Raw genomic sequence first — 16,405 nt, forward strand, 5'->3', positions numbered from 1 at the left:
CCGTTCCCCGGCGGCGGACACCGTCGCCGGGGAACGGCCCCCTTTTCTTCTCGGCTAGCCGGGCAGTTCGCCGACCGCCACCTCGCGCGTGGGGTCCGCGGACCATTGCGACCAGCTGCCCGCGTACAGCGCCGCCGGGATGCCCGCGGCCGCCAAGGCCAGGACCTCGTGGGCTCCCGAGACGCCCGAACCGCAGTACACCCCGACCGGGGTGGCGGTGTCGGCGTGCACGCCCAGGCCTTCGAAGCGGGCCCGCAGGGCGTCCCGGTCCAGGAGCAGGCCGTCGGCTCCCGTGTTCTCGGTGGTCGGCGCCGACAGCGCCCCGGGGATGTGGCCGCCGACCGGGTCGATCGGTTCGACCTCGCCCCGGTACCGTTCGCCCGCGCGTGCGTCCAGCAGCACACCCGTCCGGGCCAGTGCCGCCGCCCCGTCCGCGTCCAGCAGTCCGATGGCCCCCGGATTTGGCTTGAAATCACCCTCGCTCACCGGGGTGACCTCGGCCGACAGCGGGCCGCCGCCCGCCTGCCACGCGGCCAGTCCTCCGTCCAGGACCCGCACCCGCGGGTGACCCGTCCAGCGCAACAGCCACCACGCGCGTGCCGCCGCCCAGCCCAGGCCGCCGTCGTACACGACCACGGGGGCGTCCGCCGAGACGCCGGCCCGCCGCATCACCGCCCCGAACTCCTCGGGATCCGGCAGCGGGTGGCGGCCGCCGGAGCCCGCCGGGCCTGCCAGTTCCGCGTCGAGGTCGACGTAGACCGCGTTCGGGAGGTGTCCGGCCTCGTACTCGGGCCGCAGGTTCGGGCCGCCGAGCTGCCAGCGGACGTCGAGGAGCACCGGGGGCAGCGGGCCGGCCAGCTCCTCCTTCAGGTCGGCGGCGGAGACGAGCGGGGAACGGGGCGGGTTCGCAGTCATGCGGGTCATTTTGCTCCCCCGCTCCGCACCCCGTGTAACAAGTCGGACATCGACGGGGCGCACTGATCCGGTCATCTCTCGCGGCTCCCGCGAAACCCGGCCGGTCGGGGCGCGCCGGGCCCGAGGGAGTGGAAGCATCAGCTCCGGGAAGGGTCAGGAGCGTGACGACGGAGGAGACGGCTGACATGACCGAGGCATCGGAAGCAACGCGGCGCACGCCCGGCACGCCGTGCTGGGCGAGCCTGATGGTGCACGGCCTCGGGACCACCGAGGAGTTCTACGCCGATCTGTTCGGCTGGGAGTACGAGCCCGGCCCCGAGCAGCTCGGCCCGTACGTCCGGGCCATGCTCGGCGGCCGGGAGGTGGCCGGCATCGGCGAGCTGCCGCCGGACCGGCAGCTCCCGGTGGCCTGGACCACGTACCTCGCCACGGACGACGCCGACGCGACGGCCGAGTCGATCCGCTCCTGCGGCGGCACGGTGGCGGTGGGCCCGCTGGACGCCGGGGTCGCGGGACGGGTGGCGATCTGCTCGGACCCGCTGGGGGCGATCTTCGGGCTCTGGCAGGCGGCGTCCCACCTCGGGACCCGGCTGGCCGGGGGGCCCGGCACTCCGGTGTGGCACGAGCTGGTCACGCAGGACACCTCGACGGTCGGGAAGTTCTACGAGCACGTCTTCGGCCACGAGGCCCGTGCGCACTCCGGCACGGGCGATGCCGCCGACGAATTCGACTACCTCACGCTGTCGCTGGGGGACCGGCCGGTGGCGGCCGTGCACGGGGTCGGCCGCTCCCTGCCCCACGACCGGGGGCCGCACTGGATGACGTACTTCGAGGTGGAGGACACCGATGCGGCCGCCGCCCGGGTCCAGCGGCTCGGCGGCGCCGTCGTGCAGCCGCCGCGCGAGGGCCTGAGCGGCCGGCTCGCGGTGGTCACGGACCCGGAGGGCGCGGTGTTCACGCTCGTACGCGGCAGGGGCTGAGCGGGACGGCGGCTACCGTCCCTGCACCGGGGCGCCCGCGGAGTTCCCGCGGGCGGGCCCGGCGGTGATCATCAGCGCCGCGGCCGCCGCCGCGAGCAGGACCGCGCCGAAGGCCCACCACAGGACGTGGGGGTAGCCGGACTGCACGAGGGGCAGGGTGGCGAGGGTCTCCCCCACCTGCTGGGCCGCGACGGCGGCGGCCGACAGGGCCCCCGCCCCCCGCAGGGCGGCCCCGGTGGTCGCGGTGGCCAGGAGCGGGCCGAGCGCCGTGCCGGTGCCGAGGCCGGTGAGGAGCGTGGCGGGCAGCACGCCGGCCGCGTAGGAGTAGTCCCCGCCGGTGCGGATCAGGAGGAACAGCCCGACGGCCACGAGGACCAGGCCCGCGGCGGCCGGCACCCCGGGTGCGGCGCGGTGGGCCAGCCGGGCGGACACCTGGGTGGCGCCGACGAGCATCGCGGCGACCATCGGGAGGAGCATGAGTCCCGCCTGGTCCGGGGCGTATCCGATCCCGTTCGCCAGGTAGTAGGACAGGTACGAGGACAGGATCAGGGTGGCGGCGCCGGCCAGGAGCAGGGCCAGGGCGGCGCCCGCCCGGTGGCGGACCGTGATGCCGTAGCGGGCGGACGCCCGGCCGGCCCCCCGGCTCAGCCGCCACAGGTACGTGCCGGTCAGCAGGGCTCCGGCGGCGAGCAGGAGGGTGTCCAGGGGAGTGAACGCCGCGGACTGCCCCACCCCGAAGAGCCCGTAGAGCACCAGCGCGAGTCCGCCGGATCCGAGCAGGGCCCCGGCCGGATCGGAGCGGGCGCCGGGGTGCGCGGGTTCGCCGGGCAGGGCCGCGACGAGGAACAGGCCGACGACGACGAAGGGGACGAGGGCGAACAGGCAGGCGCGCCAGTCGAGGTACTGGACGAGGGGGCCGGCCAGGAGCAGCCCGAGGGCCGGGCCGCCGCTCGTGAGCGCGACGTAGATCCCGAAGGCCGTACCGCGCTTCCTCGGGTCGGTGTGGCCGGTGACGAGCAGGGACAGCGTCGCCGGGGCCAGCAGCGCCGCGAAGGCTCCCTGCAGCGCACGGGCAGCGATCAGCAGGCCCGGTGCCGGGGCCAGCGCGGCGAACACGGATGCCGCACCGAAACCGGCCAGACCGATGATCAGCACCCGCTTGCGTCCGACGAGGTCCGCGAAGTGGCCGCCGAGCGGCAGCAGGGCGCCGAAGGCGACCCAGTAGATGCTGAGCAGCAGGTTCAGGGTCTCGTGATCGGCGCCCAGGTCGCTCTGTACGGCCGGAGCCGCCAGTGCGGAGACCGCCGCCACGAGCGCCAGCATCAGCTGGAGGAGGCAGACCACCGCGAGGGCCCGTCGCGGCCGGGGAGCCGGGGCCGCGGGAGGGCGGGCGGGCTCCGGGACCGCGGGAGCCGCGTCCGCAGGAGCCGCGTCCGCAGGAGCCGTGGCCGCCGCTCCCGTGGCCGGGCCGGGAGGCGGTCCGAACCCTTCAGCGGCCGCCGCGGCCGCCCCGGCCGTCGGAGCGTACGCGGGCGGCAGGGGGTGGGGCCGGGGCGCGGGCACCCGGGGATCCGCCCGCTCGGGGGCGGGCTCTTCCCGGGCCGCGGGCGCGAAGTCGAGCAACTGCGCCGCATGGCGGCCGAGTTGGGCGAGGACCGTGCCCGGCAGCCACTCCCCGGTCTGCTCGGCGGCCGTGCGTTCGGCCACCTGCGCGGGGGTGGGCCGCCGGGCCGGATCCTTGTGCAGGCAGGCGCCCACGAGCCCGGCCAGGCTCTCCGGAACACCCGTCAGGTCCGCCTCCTCCTCGGCGACGCGGAAGAGGTGGGCGTTCAGGCCGGTGCTCCCGGCGCCGAAGAGGAGCCGTCCGGTGGCGGCGTAGACGAGGACGGCCCCCAGGCAGAAGACGTCGCTGGCGGGGGTGAGTTCGAGGCCGCGGACCTGCTCCGGCGACATGAACCCGGCGGATCCGATCAGCATGCCGGTGTGGGTGAGCAGGCTGTCCCCGGCGAGGCTGTCCATCGCGCGGGCGATGCCGAAGTCGATGACGCGCGGGCCGTCGACGGTGACCAGGACGTTGGACGGCTTGAGGTCACGGTGGATCAGGCCCGCCTCGTGGACCGCCCGCAGGGCGAGGGCCAGCCGGTTGGCGAGGGTGCGCACGGAGTACTCGGGCAGCGGCCCGAAGTCCTTGGCGACCACGGTGTGCAGGTCGGGCCCCGGAATGTACTGGGTCGCCACCCAGGGCACGGCGGCCTCGGGGTCGGCGTCGAGCACGGCCGCGGTCCAGCTCCCGCCCACCCGCCGCGCGGCGGCCACTTCCCGGGCGAAGCGCCTGCGGAACTCCGGATTCCCGGCGTATTCGGCCTGCACGACCTTGACGGCTACGGTGCGCCCGCCCTCGGAGCGGCCGAGGTAGACCAGACCCATGCCGCCGGCACCCAGCCGGGCGATCAGGCGGTACGGGCCGATACGGGGAGGGTCTTCGACGATCAGCTGATCCACCCGCTGAGGATAGTGGGGGCCGCCCGGCGCACGGGAGCCCATCGGCGCAATGGATGGAACCAACGAACTCGGCGGAACCGGCCGTATGGCGACATACCCTCACCAGGCGGTCCGCGGTCCGCGACTCCGGGACCGGGCCCGCCGTCCCGCGCCGGTGTCAGTCCTCGGCGCTGGGGCTGCGCTCCCCGTGCAGGCGCAGGACGTCGGCGTCGCTGCGGAAGCGGTGGGCCCAGCGGCGGCCGTCGAAGAAGCTGAGGCCGGGGATGTGGCGGGTCTCCAGGGCCAGGATCACGAAGGCCGTCGCCGCCACGGCCAGGGCGAGTCGCCCCTGGCCGGCGGCGGCTCCGATCGCGGCCGCGGCGAAGATGGCTCCGGCGGTGGTCACCCCGTGGACGAGATCGCCCTCGGTGCGGGTCTGCCGGAAGACCAGGCCGCCCCCGATGAATCCGACACCGGTGACGACTCCCGCGAGGGCGTTGGGGGCGCCGTCCAGCGCGAGGACCGCCACGAGGGCGGCGCCGACCCCGATCATGGAGAAGGTCCGGTTGCCTGCGGCGGCCCCCCTCAGGGTGCGTTCCAGGCCGAGGACGTAGGTGAGGACGAAGGCCACCGCGAGGTGGCCGATCGTGACGAGGGTGGAGGTGTCCCCCTGCCGGTAGTCCATCGGCCGCCCGCCCTTCCGGAGTCCTCCGCGCGCGGTGGCACGCCTGTCCGGCCACCGGGTGCCATGCCGCCGGGCGTCCGTGCCATCGGCTGTCCATGTGCCACCGGCTGTCCGTGCCACCGGCTGTCCGTGCCAGTAGAACGCGTGGGGGCCGCGCGGGGCGCCGGGCGCGCCGCCGCCGGGGTCAGTTGTGCGGGGCCGTTCCGCTGACCCGGTGGTCGGCGTGGCTGAGGGCCTCCAGGACGAGCCGGCGCAGATGGCCGTCGCGCAGGCTGTAGTGGATGCGCCGGCCCTCGCGGCGGGTGTCCACAAGGCCGGCCAGCCGCAGCTTCGCCAGGTGCTGGCTCACCGCGGTCCTCGACGCGTCGCACCGGTCGGCGAGCGAGCCGACGTCCGACTCCTCCTGGGCAAGCAGCCACAGCAGGTGCAGCCGGGTGACGTCCGACAGCATCGCGAAGACCTCGGTCGCCTCGGTGAGGCGCGCCCTGTCGGGATCCCGTAGGTGCGCATCGGGTGCAGGTGGCTGGGGTTCGCGAGCTGGCATACCCCACAGGGTAGGTCGCTCCGGGGAGGGCGGGGGCGAGGGCGGGGGCGAGGGCGGGGGTGAGTGCGGGGCCGTAATCCTTCAGACATGTGCGCAGGTGCGCATGTGTGGATACATTGGTGGTCCGGGACACCCCGGGGCTGCCCCGGACCACCCCCGCACCGCACCCCCCGCCACCGGCCCGCCCGGAGAGGAGCCGCATGCCGAGCGTGCTGCGCGACCGTACCTACCGCCGCCTCTTCGGTGCCCAGGTCATCGCCCTGACCGGCACGGGCCTGGCCACCGTGGCCCTCGGCCTGCTCGCGTACGAGCTCGCGGGCGCCGACGCCGGTTCGGTGCTCGGCACGGCGCTCGCGATCAAGATGGTGGCGTACGTGGCCGTCGCCCCCGCGGTCGCGGCGGTGGCCGACCGGCTGCCGCGCCGGGCCCTGCTGGCCGGCTCCGACCTGGTCCGGGCGGGGGTCGCGCTCCTCCTGCCGTTCGTGGACCAGGTGTGGCAGGTCTACGCCCTGATCTTCCTGCTGCAAACCGCCTCGGCCGCCTTCACCCCGGCCTTCCAGGCCCTGATCCCCGAGGTCCTGCCGGAGGAGCGCGCCTACACGCGGGCCCTGTCCCTGTCGCGGCTCGCCTACGACCTGGAGAGCCTCTTCAGTCCCGCGCTCGCGGCCGCACTGCTGTCGGTGGTCTCCTACGACCGGCTGTTCCTCGGTACCGCGGCCGGGTTCCTCGGCTCCTCCGCACTCGTGATGTCCGCCGTACTGCCCCGGCGGGCGCGGGCCTCCACCGGGCCCGGGCCCGGGGCGTACGCCAAGGCCACCGCGGGGACGCGGCTGTTCCTCCGCACCCCGCAGCTGCGGTCCCTGCTGGCCATGAACCTGGCGGTCGCGGCCGCCGGAGCCGTGGTCACGGTCAACTCCGTCGTCTACGTACGGGACGTCCTGGGGCTCTCCGCCGAGTCGGTCGCCCTGGCCCTCGGCGCGTACGGAGCCGGCTCGATGTCCGTGGCGCTGGTCCTGCCGCGGATCCTGGACAACCGCCCGGAGCGGCGGGTGATGCTGACCGGCGCCCTGCTGCTGCCGGCGGGGTTCGGCGCCCTCGGCGTCATCACCGCGGCGCACGGGGGCGATTGGCGCCGGCCCGCGCTGCTGGTCACGTGGACCGGGTTCGGGGCGGCGTGCTCGATGGTGCTCACGCCCGCCGGGCGGGTGCTCCGGCGGGCCGCGCCGGAGGGGGACCGCACGGCGGTGTTCGCCGCCCAGTTCTCCCTGTCCCACGCCGCCTGGCTGCTGACCTATCCGCTCGCGGGCTGGGTCGGGGCGCGGGCCGGGCTCGGGTGGGCGACGGGCGCCCTGGGCGCGATCGCCCTCGCGGCGGCGGCCCTCGCCGCCCGCCTGTGGCCGGCCGGTGCCGGGCAGCCGCGCGCCGCGGTGGCGCGGACGGGCCGCGGGCACGTACACGTACACGAGCACGAGCACACGGGGCTGACTCCCGGGCATCCGCACCTGCATGGAGCGCGCCGGGCCGGGGCGGGATGGCGGCACAGCCACCCCCACTTCACGGACGAACTGCACGCCGCACACGGCTGAGCCGACGCCGTACGACCGACGGACTGAATTCGATCACCCATGAGGCAGAAGCGGACAAACGAGACGCACCCCTCCTCAGTATTTGTGTGAATAGATCACCGCACTGGTCCTCCTTGGGCGAGTCTCCTCCCCGAAGGGCAGCCGATGCGACGTGTCGTGAGAAGCCGTGCCGGTGGCCCGTACCGGCGTCGGCGCACCGTGACCGCGCTCTCCGCGGTGGCGGCCTGCTGCTTCCTCTCCGCGGCCCCGTCCGCGGCATCCGCATCGGCACCGGCACCGGCGGACCCGGGCGCCGCCCCGTCCGGGTCCCCGAGTGCCCCGGCCTCCGCCGGGCCGGTGGCGTCCGGCGCCGGTACGGGGCAGCCGTCCCCCGGAACGGGACCCGACGGCGACGCCGTACGGGTGGCGGACGGGTCCGGGGAGAGCACCACCGGAGCCGGCACCTCGCGGCTCCCGGAGAGCGCGGACCTGGCGGTGTCGGGCACCCTGCGGCCGGCGGAGACCGCCGGGCAGGACGCCCCGGAGAGCCGGGAGGGCGCCCCGGCGGGGCGGGAGACCTTCGACTACGTCGTCACGGTGACCAACCGGGGGCCGTCCACCGCCCGGCAGGTGCGCGTCACCGACCGGCTGCCGCCCTCCCTGGAGTTCGTCTCGTCCCGCGACGGCTGTACGCCGAGCGGACGGACGGCGGTGTGCGGTCCGCTGGCCACCCTGGCGGTGGGCGCCTCGCACGCGTGGGTGATCACCGTACGGCTCGCCGCCGGCTACGGCGGAGACGGCACGGACATCGTCAACGAAGCAGTCGTCGACTCGGCCACCCCCGACCCGGACTCCCGGAACAACACCTCCTCCCTGACCGGCCTGGAGGTTCCGCCCAGTGCGCGGACGGCCGATCTGTCGCTCCGGAAGACCGCGGTGCTCGCGAAGGGGCGGGAGCACGTCAGGCCGGGCGAGAAGTTCACCTACCTGATCACGGTGCGCAACGAGGGCCCGGCGACGGCGCGGCAGGTCCAGGTCACCGACCGGCTGCCGGCCTCGCTGGTCCTGCTCTCCTCCCCCGACGACTGCGCGGTCGCGAAGGACGGGGAGCGGCTGGTGGTCTGTCCGCCGCTGGACCGCCTGGCGGCCGGCGAGCAGGCGGAGTACCGGATCACGGTGCGCGCCGTCACCGGGGACCGGGCGGCACAGCCGCCGGGCGGCCGGTGCACGCCCATCGAGAACGTCGCCCGGGTCACCTCGGCGAGCTTCGACCCCGACCTGTCGGACAACACCAACCGGCCGGGGACCACGGGGCCGGGCGGCGGCCGGCTGTGCCTGGTGTCCGAAGGGCGCGGAGAGCATCACGACGGGCACGACGGGCACGACGGCCGGGAGGACGGCCATCACGGCCGCGACGACGGCCGCGACGAGGACCACCACGGCGGCCGGGAGCAGCACGGCGGCCGCGGGGACCTGGCCGACTCCGGGGCCACGGTCCCGCCCTGGCTGCTGTGGACCTCCACCGCGCTGGTGGCCGCCGGGGCGGCGCTGCGGACGGCGTTCCGGGTGCGGCGCCCGTGACCGGCGGTTCGCCGCGGACCCCGCGGCGGACGTCCCCCGTACGCCCCACCGCAGCGCGAGAAGACGAGGAACGTTCCGGTATGACGATGCCCCGGAGAGCCCGGTGGCGCAGGGCCGCCGCCGCCCTGCTGTGCACGGCGGCGCTGGTCCTGCCCGCGGCCTTCGCCACGCCCGGGACGGCGGCCCCGGCGGCCCCGGCCGACCCGGCCGCCGGGGGCGACCCGGCCGCCGGCCCCCGGCCGCGGGCGCTCGCCTTCCCCGTCAACGAGACCTTCGACAGCTCCACCAACCTGGGCAGCACCAGCGGCAACGCGAGCTACCCGGACGGCGGCGGCTGGCTGCGGCTCACGTCCGCGAGCTCCGGTCAGGCCGGCACCTGGAAGCTGAAGGACTCCTTCCCCTCCAGCCTCGGCATCCTCGCCGAGTTCAGCTACGCCGGCTACGGGGGAACCGCCTTCGAGGGCAAGCGCGGTGACGGGCTGTCCTTCTACCTCGCCGACGGAGCGGCGGCCGACGGGGTCGGTCCGTCCGGCGGATCCCTCGGCTACGCCTGCACCGGCGCGGCGGACCTCTGCGCCGTCGCGGGCGTACCGGGCGCGTACCTCGGCATCGGGCTGGACGAGTTCGGCAACTTCTCCTCCAGCGCCGTCGGCAACGGCGGCCCGGGCGCCCAGCCCAACAAGATCGTGGTGCGCGGCGGCGGCAGCGGCCGGACCGGGTACCGCTTCGCCACGTCCGCCGACGGGCCGGGCAAGACCGTGGAGACCGGCAGCCGCGCCAAGGAGCGCACGGTGCGCGTGTCCCTGCTGCCCAGCGGTACGAAGATGCTGCTGTCGGTGTGGTCCGACAGCGGCCCCGACACGGCCATGACCAAGCTCGTCACCGACCTCGACGTCACGGGCATCACCGGCCAGCCGAAGCTTCCGGCCACCCTCAAGGTGGGATTCTCCGGCAGCACCGGCGGGGCGACCAACGTGCACGAGATCGACGCCCTGCGGATCAACGTGCCGGCCGACCTGACCATCGCGAAGACCGGCTCCCCCGCGAGCGTGCCCGCGGGCGGCGGACCGGTGACCTACACCCTGGCCGTCTCCAACAGCCAGGCCAACGAGGTCACCGGCGCCGCCGTGCGCGACACCGTGCCCGGACTGACCGACGTGACCTGGACCTGCCGGGCCGGCACCGGCGGAACCTGCGGGCGGGCCTCCGGCAGCGGCAACGTCCTGAACACCACGGCCGACTTCCTGCGGGGCGGCTCCGTCACCTACACGGTCACCGGCACGGCCCCGGCCCAGCCCGTCACCCTGTCCAACACGGCCACCGTGACCGCCCCGGCGGACCGTACGGACACCAATCCGGCGGACAACAGCTCCACGGCCCCGGCCACGGTGGTGACGGCGCGGGCCGACGTGGCCGCGGAGAAGGAGGGGGCCGGCTCCGGACCGGTGGTCCCGGGGCAGGAGTTCGCGTACCGGATCACCGCACGCAACCTGGGGCCCTCCCACACGAGCGCCGTCCGGGTCTCCGACACCCTTCCTACGCCGCTGCGGTTCGTCTCCTCCGCCGACGGGTGCACGGCCTCGGGACAGCAGCTGTCCTGCCCGGTCCGCGACCAGTTGAACGCCGGGTCGAGCGCCTCGTGGACCTTGCGCGTACGGCTGGACCCCGCCTATCAGGGTGACGGCTCGGACCTCGGCAACGTCGCGTCCGTCCGGCACGCCCTGCCCGATCCGCAGCCCGCGAACGACTCCAGTGCGGCCGCCGCCCCGCCGGGCGGAGTGGCGGCCGCCCAGGCCGACCTGTCGCTGGTGAAGGCCGTCGAGACCCGCTCCCCCGTGGCGCCCGGGGAGACCTTCACGTACACGGTGACCGTACGCAACGGCGGCCCGTCGGTGGCCCGGAAGGTCACGGTCGCCGACCCGCTGCCGGCGGCGCTCGCGTTCGTCTCCTCGGCCGGTGGCTGCACCGCCGTCGGCCGGGACGTCACCTGCGGTACGGCGGCGACGCTGGACCCGGGCGCGGAACGGTCGTGGACCTTCACCGTGCGCCTCGACCCGGCCCACACCGGTGACGGGACGGGCCTGCGGAACACCGCGACCGCCCGCGCGGACACGGCCGATCCGAACCCGCTCGACAACAGCGGCTCCGCCGGTGTGCCCGGCGGACGCGTGCGCGCACCGACGGCCGACATCGAGCTCGCCAAGCGCGCGACGGCGGGCTGACGGCCGCCTCCCGCGGCCCGCCCTCCCCCCGAACTCCCGTACAGCTCTCCCTGTACGGTCCTCTCCCGCACGAAACGGAACGATGCGCGATGACGACGACACCAGGCCGGCGGCCGGCGGTGCGGGCCCTGGCTCCGCTGCTCTGCGCCGCGGCCCTGTGGGCCGGACCGGTCCCCGGGGCCGCCGCCCTGACCGGCGGAGGGCCCAGGATCGAGGTGACGGCACAGCGGGCCAAGGCCCCCGGTGACCTGATCACCTACACGCTGACCGCGAAGAACAAGGGCCCGTCGGTGGCCCGCAAGGTCACCGCGACGGACAGGCTCCCCACCGGGATCTCCTTCGTGGGCTCCTCCGACGGCTGCACCGCCGTCGGCCAGACCGTCACGTGCGGGCCCGAACCGCAGCTTTCCGCCGGGGAGACCAAGAGCTGGAGCTTCCAGGCCCGGCTGAGCCCCTCGTACCAGGGCGACGGTTCCGACCTCGGCAACAGCGCCACGGGCAGCTCCGAGGCCACCGATCCCGACCCCGCGAACAACAAGCCGGACCCGGTGCTGCCTCCGGGGCCCTTCGACCCCGTGTCGGACCTGGCCACCGTGAAGACCCCGCTGGGCGCGGGGCCGACGGTGCCGGGCCAGGAGTACGAGTACGAGGTCCGTACGACCAACAAGGGACCCTCCGACGCACGCAACGTCGTGGTGACCGACGCCCTGCCCGTCGCACTGGCCTTCGTGTCCTCCGCCGACCCGTGCACGGTGTCCGGACGGACCGTCACCTGCGGTCCGCTGGCCCGGCTCGTCCCCGGCGGCGAGGTGGTGTGGACCTTCAAGGTGAAGCTGGACGCCGCCTACTCCGGTGACGGCAGCGACCTGCACAACACGGCGACCTCGGCCTCCGCGTCCAAGGATCCCGAGCCCGCCGACAACACCTCGCACGCCGTGCTGCCGCCGGGCGGGGTCACCGCCCCGCAGGCCGACGTGTGGACGACCAAGCGGCCGGCCGACGACACCCCGATCGCCCCCGGGCAGACCTTCGCGTACGTGGTGAGCGCGACCAACGACGGGCCGTCCCGGGCCCTGGGCACCACCGTCACCGACAAGCTGCCCGCGCAGCTCGCCTTCGTCTCCTCCCCCGACGGCTGCTCGGTCACCGACGGTACGGTCAGCTGCGGCCCGGTGGCCGTACTGGAGCCCTCGGCCTCCCGGACCTGGCGGTTCACCGTCCGCCTGGACGGCAACTACACCGGCAACGGATCCGACATCCGCAACACGGCGACCGCCACCTCCCGGACCAAGGACCCCAGGCCGGAGAACAACACGAGCAGCCCGGCGGGCCTGCCCGGCAGCACCGTCAACAAGCCGACCGCGGACCTGGAAGTGGTCAAGGAGGCCGTCGGCACCAAGCCCCCGGTGCCGGGCGAGACCTTCGACTACCGCATCCGGGTCTCCAACAACGGCCCGTCGGCCGACGCCTTCAACGTCAAGCTCACCGACGCCCTTCCCGAGGGCCTCTCGTACGTGGCGTCCTCCCCGGCCGGGTGCACCGTCGCCGGACACCTGGTGTCGTGCAAGCGCACCAGCCCGCTCAAGCTCGGTGACACGGTCGAGTACCTGCTCACCGTGAAGGTGGATCCCGCCTACGCGGGAGACGGCAGCGACCTGAAGAACACCGCCCAGGTGACGGCCGACAACATCGACCCGGCGAGCGGGAACGACAAGAGCACCGCGACCGTGCCCGGCGGGCACGTCACGGATCCCGCCGCGGACCTGGCCATCGTCAAGAAGGCCGTCCAGACCGCCCCCGTGGCCCCGGGCGAGAGCTTCGACTACGCCCTGACCGTCACCAACAACGGCCCCTCCCAGGCCGAGCAGATCACGGTCTCCGACACGCTGCCGACCGCGCTGAGCTTCGTGTCCGGCGACGCCACGTGCACCTCGGGGCGGACCGTCACCTGCGGCGCGCTGCCGCGGCTGGCGCCCGGAGCCTCGATGACCTGGGTGATCAAGGTGAAGCTGGACCCGGAGTACACCGGGAACGGATCCGACATCCGCAACACCGCGACCGTCGACTCCCTCACCCACGACCCCAAGCCCGCGAACAACACGAGCGCGGCCGCCGGCCCGCCCGGGGGCACGGTCAAGGACCCGACGGCCGACCTGGAGGTCGGCAAGACGACCCCCTGACCCCGCACCCCCGCCCACGGAAGGCCGGCCGCGCACCCCGCGCGGCCGGCCTTCCGGCGTACCCGGAATTCACCCGAACGGCCGCGCTCGAATGTCCCCGTACGCCCCGGGCGCCGACGCTGGGCGCAACGCAGGACCCTCGGCGTCCCGCCCGACGAAGGAGCCTCTCGTGGCACAGGCAACGCCCCCCAGCAGGGCCCCCAACAGCAGGTACACCACCGACGGGCCGAGTCCGTGGGCGGCGAGCGGCACCGTGTTCGCCGGAGTGCTGATGCTCGTGGAGGGCGTCCTCGGCATCCTGAAGGGCATCGTCGGCATCGCGAACGACGACGTCTACGCGAGCGTGGGCGACTACACCTTCAAGTTCGACGTCACGGCGTGGGGGTGGATCCACCTCGTCCTCGGCATCGTGCTCGTGGTCGTCGGCGCGGGCATCCTCAAGGGCGCGGCCTGGGCCAAGGTCACGGGCGTGGTGATCGTCGCACTGGACATCATCCTCAACTTCCTGTGGCTGCCCTACACCCCGCTCTGGGGCCTCATCTCCATCGCCATCGGCGTCTTCATCATCTGGGCCCTGTGCACGGACAGGGCCTCGTCCCGCTCCACCGCCTCCTGAACGGCCTACCGGGCGTCCTTCCCTCCTCCCCGCACCGGCAGCCGGCCGGGCGGGACGGACGGGAAGGACGCCCCGTCCGCGTCCGGCGCCCTCAGGGCGCGGGGAGCGGGACGGCGGCGGTCAGGACGGCTCCCTCTCCGGGGGCCGACTCGACGGTCAGGGTTCCACCGAGCTGCCGCATCCGGACCCGCATCGCCGGGACCCCGTGTCCGCGCAGGCCGGACGGGTCCTCGGGGAGGGCGCCGGGGTCGAATCCCCGTCCGTTGTCCGCGACGTCGAGGACGACCTGGTCGTCGAGGCGGGTGAGCGTGAGCGCGGCGGTGGTGGCGCCGGAGTGCTCCCGTACGTTGGCCAGCGCGCCCTGGGCGATGCGGAGCAGTGCGGACTGCACGCGTTCGGGCAGCGGAGCGGTGTGCCCTCCCGCGTCGACGTGGACGCGCACCGTGAGCCCGGCGCCGGACTCGCGGTCCGCGAGGGCCCGCAGGGCGGCTTCGAGGCCGCCGCCGCGGGCGAGGTCGGCGGGTGCGAGGTCGTGCACGAAACGGCGGGCCTCGGCGAGGTTGAGCTCGGCGATGGACGCGGCGGCCCGGACGTGGCTGCGGGCCTTGGCGGGGTCGGCGTCCCAGGTCCGCTCGGCGGCCTGGAGCAGTATCCGCTGGCTGGACAGGCCCTGGGCGAGCGTGTCGTGGATCTCCATCGACAGGCGCTGGCGTTCGGCGAGGGTTCCTTCGCGGCGCTCGGTCGCGGCGAGCTCGCGGCGGGTGCGGACCAGGTCGTCGATGAGGGCGTGCTGGCGGGCCGCCTGCCGCTGCATGTGGAGGAAGACCGAGGTGGTGAGCGCGGCGACGGCGGCCGGTCCGATCACCAGGTCGAGGTTGAAGCGGGGGGCCAGCGTCAGCTGGGCGAAGATCACCAAGAGGGTGAGGAACGCGACGAGGACGTAGGCGGCGACGGGCGGCAGGGTGCGCAGCGCGGAGTAGAAGAGGGGAACCGCGACCCAGGCGAAGCTGGGCGCGAGGAGGACGAGGACGGCCCACGCCGTGACGACCGCTCCCAGCCAGGCCGACAGGGGGGCCGGCGGCCACGGCGTACGGCCACGGCCGGTGGGCGTCGCCTTGACGGCAAGGGAGGGGCCGAACGCGTAGAGGACGGCGAGCACCACTGCGAGGGCGATCACCCAGGGGGCGCGGGCCTCCTGGGTGTGCCGCTGGACGAACCGGACCATCGACGTGCCGACCAGCACGAAGAACGTGACGCGCATGACCAGGGCCAGCCGCCGGTCGTCGGGGTCGGTGCCGGGAACCGCTGCTCCGCGCGCCCCGCCCCTCCCCTCGGCCGCGTCCTCAGCGGCGGGACACGGCGGGCCGGAGGGGCCGCTGGGGTCGGGCCGCACGTGCGCCTCCTGGCTGGCTCCCTGGAATGGACGAACAGCCATATTGTCGCCGAGCAGGCCTATATCAGGATAAAAGCGATCGGCCGACCGCGTGTCACCCCTCCCGCCCGACGGTCACAGGGGAGGCAGCAGCCCGAACTGTCCGAGGACGCCGGCGAGGTCCCAGTACAGGGACTCCTGCTGGATCCGGCCGTCCGCGGAGAAGCGGTAGACGGTCGATCCCGGCATGGTGAAGGACTTTCCCTCGGCGAGCGCGGCGAGTTGCGGGGGCAGTCCGTCGAGGGAGCTCTCCAGGGTGCCCGACATGGTCCACTCGCAGGCGCCGGACCGGTCGTCCGCGAAGAGGGTGCGGATCTCCATCCGGGTGTCCGGTATCGCGGCCACCCAGGAGCGCACGCCCGCTTCCAGTCCTTCGCGTCCGCGCCAGAAGGAGTCGAGGGGTACGTCCCAGGAGACGGCGTCGTCGGTGTAGCAGGCGAGCCAGCCGTCCGCGTCGGCCCCGCTGATCGCGGCCAGACAGGTGCGGACGAGTGCTTCGTTGCGGTGCATGGGTGCTCCGGCTTCGGTACGGGACGCCCCGTACGGAGCGTCAGGAGGGTGGTGCGGCCCGCAGGATGGACGAGAGCGTGCGGTCCAGGATGTCGGGGACGTCCTTGACCTTGAGGTGGCGGGCGTCCGTCTCGGCGCTCGCCGCGTGCAGCAGGCTGTAGAAGGTCGTGACCAGCCAGGAGAGCGGGAGGTCGGTGCGGAACACGCCCTCCGCCTGGCCGCGGACCAGGACCCGCTCCACGCGCGCGAGGACCTTCTCGTGGTGGGCGCGGCGGCGGGCCGGGGTGATGACCCCTTCGGAGGCGGCGAGCAGGAAGGCGTGGCGCTCCAGGATCCGCCAGCCGGACCGCACCAGGCGGGAGAACGCCTCGTCCGCCGGGCCCTCGTCGAGCCCCTGCGCCTGGAGGGCGGCGTCCGCCTGTCCGACGGAGTGGTCCAGTACCGCGCCGATCAGGGCCTCGCGGGAGGGGAAGTGCGCGTACAGCGTGACCCGGCTGACCCCGGCCGCACTGGCGACGGCGGTCAGGCTGACGTTGGGGTCCTGTCGGAAGCAGTCGATCGCGGCGGCGACGATGGCCGCGATGCTCCGCTCGGCATCCGCGCGGCGGCGGGGTTCCTCCCGCTCTGCTGCAGGGGCGCGGCGGGCTTTTTGAGACGGCGTGGACATGGGTGGGAGCGTATGTCACCTCCTTCG

At 74.6% G+C, this 16,405-nt stretch carries 13 protein-coding genes; 6 read left to right on the top strand and 7 right to left on the bottom strand.

Annotated features, from left to right (window positions below; translation table 11 throughout):
- Positions 1–54: 54 nt before the first annotated feature.
- Positions 55–915 carry a sulfurtransferase gene (locus ACIA8F_RS10875; RefSeq protein ID WP_399377963.1) on the bottom strand — a complete coding sequence of 287 codons (861 nt, stop codon included), beginning with the start codon at positions 913–915 and terminating at the stop codon, positions 55–57.
- A 185-nt stretch (positions 916–1,100) separates the two neighbouring features.
- On the opposite strand from ACIA8F_RS10875, the gene ACIA8F_RS10880 reads away from it, so the two are divergent.
- Positions 1,101–1,895, top strand: coding sequence for a VOC family protein (locus ACIA8F_RS10880; RefSeq protein WP_399377964.1), 795 nt, complete (start codon positions 1,101–1,103; stop codon positions 1,893–1,895).
- A 12-nt stretch (positions 1,896–1,907) separates the two neighbouring features.
- Here the strand turns inward: ACIA8F_RS10880 and ACIA8F_RS10885 are convergent, their stop codons facing one another.
- The 3 genes from ACIA8F_RS10885 to ACIA8F_RS10895 all read right to left on the bottom strand — a co-directional run bounded on the left by ACIA8F_RS10885 (position 1,908) and on the right by ACIA8F_RS10895 (position 5,605).
- The gene (locus ACIA8F_RS10885; protein ID WP_399377965.1) at positions 1,908–4,397 is read right to left on the bottom strand and encodes a bifunctional serine/threonine protein kinase/MFS transporter; all 2,490 of its coding nucleotides are present in this window, start codon (positions 4,395–4,397) and stop codon (positions 1,908–1,910) included.
- 157 nt (positions 4,398–4,554) lie between these two features.
- Positions 4,555–5,061 carry an MgtC/SapB family protein gene (locus ACIA8F_RS10890; RefSeq protein ID WP_399377966.1) on the bottom strand — a complete coding sequence of 169 codons (507 nt, stop codon included), beginning with the start codon at positions 5,059–5,061 and terminating at the stop codon, positions 4,555–4,557.
- Positions 5,062–5,245: 184 nt separating this feature from the next.
- On the bottom strand, positions 5,246–5,605 hold the full coding sequence (locus tag ACIA8F_RS10895) for an ArsR/SmtB family transcription factor (RefSeq protein ID WP_399377967.1): 360 nt from the start codon (positions 5,603–5,605) through the stop codon (positions 5,246–5,248).
- 200 nt (positions 5,606–5,805) lie between these two features.
- On the opposite strand from ACIA8F_RS10895, the gene ACIA8F_RS10900 reads away from it, so the two are divergent.
- The 5 genes from ACIA8F_RS10900 to ACIA8F_RS10920 all read left to right on the top strand — a co-directional run bounded on the left by ACIA8F_RS10900 (position 5,806) and on the right by ACIA8F_RS10920 (position 13,769).
- On the top strand, positions 5,806–7,191 hold the full coding sequence (locus ACIA8F_RS10900) for an MFS transporter (RefSeq protein WP_399377968.1): 1,386 nt from the start codon (positions 5,806–5,808) through the stop codon (positions 7,189–7,191).
- Positions 7,192–7,389: 198 nt separating this feature from the next.
- Positions 7,390–8,751, top strand: coding sequence for a DUF11 domain-containing protein (locus ACIA8F_RS10905; RefSeq protein WP_399377969.1), 1,362 nt, complete (start codon positions 7,390–7,392; stop codon positions 8,749–8,751).
- Positions 8,752–8,831: 80 nt separating this feature from the next.
- Complete coding sequence (locus ACIA8F_RS10910; RefSeq protein ID WP_399377970.1) at positions 8,832–10,973, top strand: hypothetical protein; 2,142 nt, start codon at positions 8,832–8,834, stop codon at positions 10,971–10,973.
- An 89-nt stretch (positions 10,974–11,062) separates the two neighbouring features.
- Positions 11,063–13,153: a DUF11 domain-containing protein gene (locus ACIA8F_RS10915; RefSeq protein WP_399377971.1), complete on the top strand. Its 2,091-nt coding sequence runs from the start codon at positions 11,063–11,065 to the stop codon at positions 13,151–13,153.
- Positions 13,154–13,322: 169 nt separating this feature from the next.
- Positions 13,323–13,769 carry a hypothetical protein gene (locus tag ACIA8F_RS10920; protein ID WP_399377972.1) on the top strand — a complete coding sequence of 149 codons (447 nt, stop codon included), beginning with the start codon at positions 13,323–13,325 and terminating at the stop codon, positions 13,767–13,769.
- 91 nt (positions 13,770–13,860) lie between these two features.
- On the opposite strand, the gene ACIA8F_RS10925 is transcribed toward ACIA8F_RS10920, so the two are convergent.
- The 3 genes from ACIA8F_RS10925 to ACIA8F_RS10935 form a co-directional block, all read right to left on the bottom strand.
- Positions 13,861–15,162 (bottom strand): sensor histidine kinase, encoded by a 1,302-nt coding sequence (locus ACIA8F_RS10925; protein ID WP_399377974.1) that lies wholly within the window; start codon positions 15,160–15,162, stop codon positions 13,861–13,863.
- Positions 15,163–15,276: 114 nt separating this feature from the next.
- Complete coding sequence (locus ACIA8F_RS10930; protein WP_399377975.1) at positions 15,277–15,711, bottom strand: ester cyclase; 435 nt, start codon at positions 15,709–15,711, stop codon at positions 15,277–15,279.
- Between the two features lie 40 nt (positions 15,712–15,751).
- Positions 15,752–16,378, bottom strand: a complete 627-nt coding sequence (locus ACIA8F_RS10935) for a TetR/AcrR family transcriptional regulator (protein ID WP_399377977.1) — start codon at positions 16,376–16,378, stop codon at positions 15,752–15,754.
- Between the last annotated feature and the right edge of the window lie 27 nt (positions 16,379–16,405).

The sequence above is a fragment of the Streptomyces sp. NPDC051563 genome (genome assembly GCF_044454225.1).
GTDB lineage: Bacteria > Actinomycetota > Actinomycetes > Streptomycetales > Streptomycetaceae > Streptomyces.

Bases quoted from the DNA above. Each gene is read 5' to 3' on its own strand.
- ACIA8F_RS10875 (WP_399377963.1), bottom strand. From the start codon at position 915: ATGACTGCGAACCCGCCCCGTTCCCCGCTCGTCTCCGCCGCCGACCTG.
- ACIA8F_RS10880 (WP_399377964.1), top strand. From the start codon at position 1,101: ATGACCGAGGCATCGGAAGCAACGCGGCGCACGCCCGGCACGCCGTGC.
- ACIA8F_RS10890 (WP_399377966.1), bottom strand. From the start codon at position 5,061: ATGGACTACCGGCAGGGGGACACCTCCACCCTCGTCACGATCGGCCAC.
- ACIA8F_RS10895 (WP_399377967.1), bottom strand. From the start codon at position 5,605: ATGCCAGCTCGCGAACCCCAGCCACCTGCACCCGATGCGCACCTACGG.
- ACIA8F_RS10900 (WP_399377968.1), top strand. From the start codon at position 5,806: ATGCCGAGCGTGCTGCGCGACCGTACCTACCGCCGCCTCTTCGGTGCC.
- ACIA8F_RS10910 (WP_399377970.1), top strand. From the start codon at position 8,832: ATGACGATGCCCCGGAGAGCCCGGTGGCGCAGGGCCGCCGCCGCCCTG.
- ACIA8F_RS10915 (WP_399377971.1), top strand. From the start codon at position 11,063: ATGACGACGACACCAGGCCGGCGGCCGGCGGTGCGGGCCCTGGCTCCG.
- ACIA8F_RS10930 (WP_399377975.1), bottom strand. From the start codon at position 15,711: ATGCACCGCAACGAAGCACTCGTCCGCACCTGTCTGGCCGCGATCAGC.
- ACIA8F_RS10935 (WP_399377977.1), bottom strand. From the start codon at position 16,378: ATGTCCACGCCGTCTCAAAAAGCCCGCCGCGCCCCTGCAGCAGAGCGG.